The 7,900-nt window shown below is 64.5% G+C and carries 9 protein-coding genes; 3 read left to right on the forward strand and 6 right to left on the reverse strand.

Annotated features, from left to right (window positions below):
- On the forward strand, positions 1-418 hold a 418-nt coding region (locus QZY48_RS19245), incomplete at its 5' end, for a hydrogenase (RefSeq protein ID WP_295434218.1).
- A 19-nt stretch (positions 419-437) separates the two neighbouring features.
- Entirely contained in the window at positions 438-671 is a 234-nt protein-coding gene (locus QZY48_RS19250; protein ID WP_295434219.1) for a hypothetical protein, read from the forward strand.
- Positions 672-1,142: 471 nt separating this feature from the next.
- On the opposite strand, the gene QZY48_RS19255 is transcribed toward QZY48_RS19250, so the two are convergent.
- A complete protein-coding gene (locus QZY48_RS19255; RefSeq protein ID WP_295434230.1) occupies positions 1,143-1,478 on the reverse strand; it encodes a type II toxin-antitoxin system VapC family toxin in 336 nt (111 codons plus the stop codon).
- A gap of 401 nt (positions 1,479-1,879) precedes the next feature.
- Entirely contained in the window at positions 1,880-2,611 is a 732-nt protein-coding gene (locus tag QZY48_RS19260; protein WP_295434220.1) for a transposase, read from the reverse strand.
- A 279-nt stretch (positions 2,612-2,890) separates the two neighbouring features.
- On the opposite strand from QZY48_RS19260, the gene QZY48_RS19265 reads away from it, so the two are divergent.
- Positions 2,891-3,628: a Uma2 family endonuclease gene (locus QZY48_RS19265; RefSeq protein ID WP_295434222.1), complete on the forward strand. Its 738-nt coding sequence runs from the start codon at positions 2,891-2,893 to the stop codon at positions 3,626-3,628.
- A gap of 308 nt (positions 3,629-3,936) precedes the next feature.
- On the opposite strand, the gene hemF is transcribed toward QZY48_RS19265, so the two are convergent.
- The 4 genes from hemF to QZY48_RS19285 form a co-directional block, all read right to left on the reverse strand.
- Positions 3,937-4,881, reverse strand: a complete 945-nt coding sequence (gene hemF, locus QZY48_RS19270; protein ID WP_295434224.1) for an oxygen-dependent coproporphyrinogen oxidase — start codon at positions 4,879-4,881, stop codon at positions 3,937-3,939.
- A gap of 9 nt (positions 4,882-4,890) precedes the next feature.
- A complete protein-coding gene (locus QZY48_RS19275) occupies positions 4,891-6,192 on the reverse strand; it encodes a citrate synthase (protein WP_295434225.1) in 1,302 nt (433 codons plus the stop codon).
- Positions 6,193-6,360: 168 nt separating this feature from the next.
- On the reverse strand, positions 6,361-6,495 hold the full coding sequence (locus tag QZY48_RS19280; RefSeq protein ID WP_295434227.1) for a hypothetical protein: 135 nt from the start codon (positions 6,493-6,495) through the stop codon (positions 6,361-6,363).
- Between the two features lie 167 nt (positions 6,496-6,662).
- Positions 6,663-7,598 (reverse strand): tellurite resistance TerB family protein, encoded by a 936-nt coding sequence (locus QZY48_RS19285; protein WP_295434229.1) that lies wholly within the window; start codon positions 7,596-7,598, stop codon positions 6,663-6,665.
- Positions 7,599-7,900 lie beyond the last annotated feature (302 nt).

Here is a 7,900-nt window from a genome sequence, read left to right on the forward strand (position 1 = left end):
CCGCCAGGTCGACGCCGGCTCCTGCAACGGCTGCGAGTTGGAGATCCACGCGCTGAATAATCCCTATTACGACCTGGAGCGCTTCGGACTGCACTTCGTCGCCTCCCCGCGCCACGCCGACGCCCTGCTGGTCACCGGCCCGGTTTCCCGCCACATGGAGACGGCCCTGCGCCGCACCTGGGCCGCGACTCCAATCCCGAAGCTCGTGATCGCCGCCGGCACCTGCGCCTGCGATGGCGGTGAATTCGGCGTCTCCTACGCCAGTTGCGGGGCGGTGGAGAATGTCATACCGGTGGATGTGAAGATCCCCGGCTGCCCACCCACGCCTTTGGACCTGCTGCGGGGATTGTTGGCAGCGCTACGGCCCGGTGGCGCGGCGGTTGCTCAAGAAAAGGGTAGACTTGCGCAGGAGACCTGAACCCAGCGGAGTGCGATCCATGAAAGCGATCGAGTTTCAGACCACCGTCCACGACGGCATCCTCCAGATTCCCTTGGAACATCAGCGACTACTCGACGGCCGGGACGTGCGCGTCGTCGTGGTCGATTCCCAGACCGAGGACGCGGGGGAGGCCGAGACCCTCTTTGCGCGCTTGCGCCGGGTGCGCATCGCGGGGCCGGCAGACCTGTCGACCGATCATGATTCCCATGTGATCGGCAATCGGGATGCGTGAGTCGGTCTTGATCATAACTCGGGCCGTCCGATGCCCGGGAGGTCGCTAGTCCGCACAGCGGACTCTACGGTCGCTGAGCCGTAGGGTCCGCTGTGCGGACTAAAGACCTCGCAGTTGGCTGATTGGCCGGATTTCTGATCAAGGCCGCCTGCGCCAGTCCGTGGCCGGCATTATGATCAAGGCCGCGCTCGCCTCCGATCAGCATTTCGTCCAGACGGGCTTTGTGCTGCCCAGTCTCTGACGCGCCGAGCCCCTTTTCCCTCTTTGTGAGATGCCAAAGACAATCAGGCTGCGTGGTTACAAATGTCTTGACGGTCAGCAGGTTTAGGGCTTGCTGGTACGACACGGCGGCCTTGACGGCCCTGCTTCTGGCGGGCATCTTCGCAGATCGCGTGCAAGTCATTACCGAAACGCTCAGCGTACTCTCTGCGGGTATTGTGGATCTCGTCAATAATTGGGTTCGCCTTCATGTTATATTTCCAAAAGCTCCAATGGCGTGCAGATAATGGGCGGCTCATACCCGAAAGAGCGGATAACCGCTTCTATTCTGCCTCGGAAAGCCGGGTTTGCGATATGTGCGCAATTCCAAGTAAGCAAGTAGTCCATACCGCCAATGGCTGCCATAGCAATATGGAGCGCGTCTACTTTGGCTCTTGGCGGCAAGGATGCGTGCAGCAACAGCGCTTGTGCGATTAACTCGACTTCTTCCGTAATTTCAATTTCAGGGATCCCGTTTAGCACTTCCAATCTTCTCTCGGCTGCTTCCGGCGCGCCGCCTGACGCTTCTTCTACGACAAATTCTGAAATAAAGAGTTCAAAGTCCTCACGCCTGTCCCACCACTCCTTATGTCGTCTCTTGGTTGCCTGCGATAACTATGTCCCGACTCCGCCAAGCTGTCAGGTAACTTGGGATTGACGTTTCGGCTCATGAGGCCAAATGTGTGATGCTTTACTATTAGCCAATAATAACTGATAATGAGATAGTCTATACTAAAATATTTTTGGATCCACGCACATGCTCATTTTCTCGCTCATCGAATTATTGGATGAACAGAAATGCTATGATTTTTTGGTCGATATATAGCATAAAGGGGTCTATAGCATAAAGGCAGCATAAAGGGGTCAGAGCATAAAGGGGTCAGAGCATAAAGGGGTCAGTACCCTTATTCAAAGCATAAAGGGGTCCATAAAGGGGTCAGTACCCTTATTCAAAATCCCAATGGCATCTGACCGTCCGGCAGCCCCTTCTCATCCCTGACCTTTTTCGGCCGGCCGCGACTGGCATAACCGACCTTGACGCCAAGCGCCCGCTCGATCTCGTCGCGGAACCGGTCATTCCCCAGGGGCGTGCCTGTTTGCAGGCACGCCCTAATTTCCTTCACGATCGCGGGGGCGAGCGCCTGTTCGATGAGTTCCCGATAGACCCTCAACCGCTCCGGTTCAGTCGCACCCAGCGAGCGATAGAGCCCATGCGGGGAGAGCAAGCCATCCGCCGCACCCAGGGCATTGGCGCGATAGCTCGACCAGGGGTAGTCCGCGGGGTCCGCGACCATCCCCGCCCGCACTGGATTGATCTCGATGTAGCGGTAACACGCCAGCAGATAGGCGTCTTCCTGCACCACGCTGGCCTTGAAGCGGCCCTCCCACAGGGTCCCGCTGCGGCCATAGGCGTGGTTGATGTAGGGCACGAAGCGGCGGCCGAGGGCCTGGAGTGCCGCACTGATGGAGTCGCGATCCTGCGGCGTCACGAGCAGGTGGATGTGGTTGGTCATCTGGCAGTAGGCGTGGACGCGGCAACCGTGCGTAAGCGAGGCTTCCCCGAGCCGGTCGAGATAGAAGCGATAGTCGTCCGGGCCGAAGAAGACCGGCTGCCGATTGTTCCCGCGCTGAATCACGTGAACCGGCACTCCGGACAGGAAAAAGCGTGTCTTGCGTGGCATCCGGGGCGTCCGGGCAGATGACTTTACCAGAAGCATAGCCGGCTTTTTTCCCTTTGCCACCCCGGCGGTTCTTGTTGAGAACGGTTGCATCCCGGGACGCTCCGCCTCCCGCCCGCCGCGCGAAGGCACCGGATCGGGGTCCCTGGGCGCCGCCGTTTTCCGCCGGACCTTGCCGCCCCGCGCCCCGTTGTCTATGATCCTGATCAACCGCAAGTCTTCGCCGACCCGGGGCTTGGTGCCCCGGGCCTCGGCGCGAGCCCCGGACCCGGAGCCGACCCCATGAACCCACTCGCCCATTTCGATCCCGACGACCCCTACCCCGAGAGCGACGGCCTGCCCATGGCGGAGAACACCGACCAATACGACTGGCTGGTCAAGATCAAGGACAACCTGGAACTCCTGTTTGCCGACCGACCCGAGGTCTTCGTCGCCGGCAATCTGCTCTGGTACCCGCGCCCGGACCGTCACGCCGTCCACCCCATGGGGCCGGACGTCATGGTGGTCTTCGGCCGCCCCAAGGGCCGGCGCGGCTCCTACAAACAATGGGAGGAGGACGGCATCCCGCCCCAGGTGGTCTTCGAGATCCGCTCACCGTCCAACAGCCGCGACGAGATGGCCGAGAAGCTCGCCTACTACGACCGCTACGGCGTCGAGGAATACTACGTCTACGACCCCGCGGACAATTCGCTGGGTATCTGGCGGCGCCAGGGCGGGGACCTCGCGCCCGTGTCCTATCTCGGCGGCTGGACCAGTCCGCGGCTCGGGGTGCGGTTCGTGACCTCAGGCCCGGTCCTGGAACTCTTCGGCCCGGACGGCCGTCCCTTCCGCAGTTTCGTCGAGACCGGGCGGCTGGCCGAGCGCGAGCAAGCGCGGGCCGAGCAGGAGGCGGCGCGGGCCGACCAGGAGGCCGCACGCGCCACGGCCGTCGCGGCCGAGGCCCAACAGGCACAGGCGCGCGCCGAGCGGTTGGCCCAACGGCTGCGCGAACTGGGCCTGGACCCGGACGCCCCCGGCTGAGCGGCCGCGCCCGGGCGCAGCAGTGCTGGTGGATGCGCTTCGCTTATCCACCCTACGAACGTGCCTTGGTCGACAACGCCGGCCTTGATCATGGTTACGGCCGCGACCGTGACCGGTTCCGAAATCTCTTGACAGGATTAACAAGATTTACAAGATTGAAAACGAATAAATCTTGTAAATCTTGTTAATCCTGTCTAAATGTCTTGGTTGCGCGCTCGCCGTGCGGTTCGGGACTGCTCCCGTAAGACCTCATTCCTGCCGATGCTGGCCGGAACGACGATCAAGGCCATAGCGCCTGTCACGCCCTTTCAGTCTGCCAACCAATCCCGCGGGACCAGGAAGTGCTCATAGAGCCGCGCCTCGGGGCTCCCGGGCTGCGGCGTCCAGTCATAGCGAAAACTCACCTCCGGCGGCAGTGACATCAGGATCGACTCGGTCCGCCCGCCCGATTGGAGCCCGAACAGGGTGCCCCGGTCGCAGACCAGATTGAATTCCACGTAACGGCCGCGGCGGTACTTCTGGAAGGCGCGTTCCCGCTCGCCATAGGCGGTGGCGCGGTGCCGCTCGACGAGCGGCAGATAGGCGCCCGGATAACACTCCGCGACCGCGCGCAGGAAGGCGAAGCATTCGGCGAAGCCGCCCTTCCCGTCACCGCCGGGCAGACCGCCGGGACCCAGGTCATCGAAGAAGAGCCCGCCGATGCCGCGCGGCTCATCGCGATGCTTGAGAAAAAAATACTCGTCGCACCACTGCTTGTAGCGCGGATAGACCGCCTCCCCGAAGGACCGGCAGGCGGCCCTGGCGCTGCGGTGCCAGTGGACGCAATCCTCGTCGAAGCCGTAATAGGGGGTGAGGTCGAAGCCGCCGCCGAACCACCAGAGCGGCGGCTCGCACGGGTGCCGCGCGATGAAGAAGCGCACGTTCAGGTGCGAACTGGGCACATAGGGGTTCTGCGGGTGGACCACCAGCGACACCCCCATGGCCTGGAAGCCGCGCCCCGCCAGTTCCGGGCGGGCGGCGGTGGCGGACGCCGGCAGGTGATCGCCGAAGACCTGTGAGAAGTTGACCCCGGCCTGCTCGAAGACGGCCCCGCCCGCCAGGACGCGGGTGCGCCCGCCGCCCCCGCCGGTCCTCTCCCAGGCGTCCTCCCGGAAGCGGGCCTGCCCATCCAGCCCTTCGAGGGCGACACAGAGGCGGTCCTGCAGGTCGCCCAGATAGGACCGGACCGCCTCGGTGTCGGGGCCCTCGCCCACGGCCGGGGGCTACTTCCGGTTTTCCCTCAGGACGAAGTCGCGGTGGGTCTCGCCGACATAGATCTGGCGGGGCCGGGCGATCCGGTTGGCCTGGGTCTGGTTCTGTTCCCACCAGTGGGCGATCCAGCCGGGCAGGCGGCCGATGGCGAAGATGACCGTGAACATGTTGGTCGGGATGCCGATGGCGCGCAGCAGGATACCGCTGTAGAAGTCCACGTTCGGATAGAGCTGGCGCTCGATGAAGTAGGGGTCCGACAGTGCGATCTCCTCCAGTCGCCGGGCGATCTCCAACAGCGGGTCGCCCGCGCTCAACTGGGGCAGCAGCTTCTCGGCGATGGCGCCAAGCATCTTGGCGCGCGGGTCGAAGTTCTTGTAGACCCGGTGGCCGAACCCCATGAGACGCACCTTGCTGTCCTTGCTCTTGGCCTGCTTCACATACTCCTCCGGGGTAATGTTGCCCTGGTGGATCTGCTCCAGCATGGTCAGCACCTCCACATTGGCCCCGCCGTGCAGCGGCCCCCACAGGGCGCAGACCCCGGCGGCACAGGAGGCAAACAGGTTGGCCCCACTGGAACCGACCATGCGCACGGTGGAGGTGGAGCAGTTCTGCTCGTGGTCCGCGTGCAGGATCAGGATCAGGTTGAGTGCATCGCGCACCAATTGGGGGCAGATATACTGCTTGTAGGGCTGGGAGAACATCATGTGCATGAAGTTCGGCACATAGCGCAGCGCCGGGTCCGGATAGATATTGGGCAGACCCCGTGAGTGCCGGAAGGCGTAGGCGGCGATCGTTCGGATCTTGCTGATCAGGCGCGCGGCGGCATGGCGGAATTGACTCTCGTCTTCCAGCTCATGCAGTTCCGGGTGGAAGCAGGACAGCGCGTTGATCATGGCCGAGAGGATGGCCATGGGGGGCGCGACCCGGGGAAAACCCTCGAACTGGTGCCGCATGCTCTCGTCGAGGTTGGCATAGCGGGTGAGATCCGCGGAGAATTCATCGTATTCCGCCGTGGTCGGCAGCCGCCCGTTGATCAGCAGCCAGGCGACGTCGGTGAAGGTGGGACCCATCGCGAACTGTTCGATGGGGATCCCGCGGTAGCGCAGGATGCCCTTCTCGCCGTCGATGTAGGTGATGGCGCTCTCGCAACTCCCCGTATTGCCGTACCCCTTATCCAGGGTGATATGGCCGGTCTTGGCGCGCAGGTCGCTGATGTCGATGCCGCGCTCGGCCTCGCTGCCTTCGACGATGGGGAACTTGTATTCGTTGCCGCCCAGGGTAAGGATTGCCTGGTCAGAACAGAGTGTGGACATGGGATGGGTCTCCGGAGTGACTGCAAAGGACCGCCCCGGCCGTTGCCGGGCGCGGGGGCGCGTTCGAGATCAAGACCTGGTCCCACGCGCCGACCAAGGGCAGGACCGGTGCACTACTACAGCGGCATGAACTGCGCCAGGGTCCGCAGACCCCGGCCGGGGCGGGACTCAGTGCCCCTGCTTGTTGGTGAGCGAACGGACCGTGTTCACGGCCTTCTGCTGCCACTCTTTGGCCCACGGCGGTTGGGGCAGGTTCCAGCCGATCACGATCCCGATGGCGACGAATAAGAGCATGGTGAACATAGAGAAGACTCCTGGGCTTGAGATTGGATAATGGGGTCGGCCGGGGGTAAACCCGACCGCGCACTGGTGCGGGGCGTTGCCGGGTGCGTCGCCGGACGGGCCGATCGGCCCGGCGGCGACGCTCCACCAGCCCCGGTTGGCACCCGGGACCAGCGTTGCGCCGCGGCTCAGGACAGACCGACCGCCTGGTGCAGATAGGACACCACCTGTCGGTCCAGCCCGAGCTTGGCCGCCAGATCGGCCAGGTAGCGTCGCTCCGCATCCGTGTCCACCGTGATCGTCATGAGCGAGGCGGTGTATATCTGGGCTGCCACCTGCTGGTTCGGTATCCCGCGAACCAGGGCGTCGAGGTCGATGGGCTTCTGCATCTCCGCGGCCACGAAGCGCTGCTCCTCGTCGGTGATGCCGCCCTCGTCGAGTTTGCCGAGCAGGCGCGCCTGCTCCTGTTCGTCCACCCGGCCGTCGGCCTTGGCGGCGCTGATCATGGCCTTGAGGGTCAGCATCGCCACGTCCATCAACTGCTGCTGCTCGTGCGGATTCGCGGGGGCACGCAGCCCGGTCAGGATCGCGGTCAGGCCGTCCAGGCCGCCCGCCGGGGGCCCGCCAGCCTGGGCCGGGGCGCCGGCGAACATGCCCTTGGCCAACTCCAGGGCCTTGGCCGCGAGGGTACCGAACACCGCCATGGAGCCCAGGCCTGCCGCGGCATTGCCCTGGGACGCGGACCCGCCGAACATGGCGCCGGCCACCTGCTTGAGGATCTCGGTGGAAAGACCGCCGGTCCCACCCGACGCCGCCACACTGCCGCCGGCCCCGGCTGCACCACCGCCGAGCATGGCCCCGGCGGCCTTGGCCAACAGGTCGGAGAGACCCCCGCCCGCGGCGCCCGGCGCCGCACCGGACGCACCGCCGCCGAGCATGGCCCCGGCGGCCTTGGACAGGACCTCGTAGAGACCGCCGCCGCCGGCGGCCGTCGGCGCCGCACCCGCGGCGGCACCGCCCGTCATCTGGCCCATCATCTTGCCGAGCACATCGCCCATCCGGTTGTCCGCCGCAGGGGCCATTCCGGACTGCATCACCGCACCAAGCATATCGAGCGGATTCATCAGCGTTCTCCAATGCGCTTCAAAGGTTGATCGGCGGCCGACGGTGCCGGGAACAGGATACCCGCCGGCCGCCCGCGATGGTACAGCGCCGGGGGCCCCGGGGATACCCGGGCGAGCCGGCCGGGTGCGATCCGAACTGATGTGTTAACGCACATGTCGTAGGGTACGCATCGCGTACCCGCCAAGCTGCCACGACCGCCGGAGGTGGGTACGCGATGCGTACCCTACAGCGACAGCGACCGGACGTTCTCCCGGACCGCGCGTCGTTGTCGTTGTCGTTGTCGTAATCGAATAATCCGACC

Origin of the sequence: uncultured Thiodictyon sp. (assembly GCF_903828115.1) — a bacterium.
Classification (GTDB): domain Bacteria; phylum Pseudomonadota; class Gammaproteobacteria; order Chromatiales; family Chromatiaceae; genus Thiodictyon.

Coding starts and splice junctions, on each gene's coding strand:
- QZY48_RS19260 (WP_295434220.1), bottom strand. CDS start 2,611: ATGCCACGCAAGACACGCTTTTTCCTGTCCGGAGTGCCGGTTCACGTG.
- QZY48_RS19250 (WP_295434219.1), top strand. CDS start 438: ATGAAAGCGATCGAGTTTCAGACCACCGTCCACGACGGCATCCTCCAG.
- QZY48_RS19285 (WP_295434229.1), bottom strand. CDS start 7,598: ATGAATCCGCTCGATATGCTTGGTGCGGTGATGCAGTCCGGAATGGCC.
- QZY48_RS19265 (WP_295434222.1), top strand. CDS start 2,891: ATGAACCCACTCGCCCATTTCGATCCCGACGACCCCTACCCCGAGAGC.
- QZY48_RS19280 (WP_295434227.1), bottom strand. CDS start 6,495: ATGTTCACCATGCTCTTATTCGTCGCCATCGGGATCGTGATCGGCTGG.
- QZY48_RS19275 (WP_295434225.1), bottom strand. CDS start 6,192: ATGTCCACACTCTGTTCTGACCAGGCAATCCTTACCCTGGGCGGCAAC.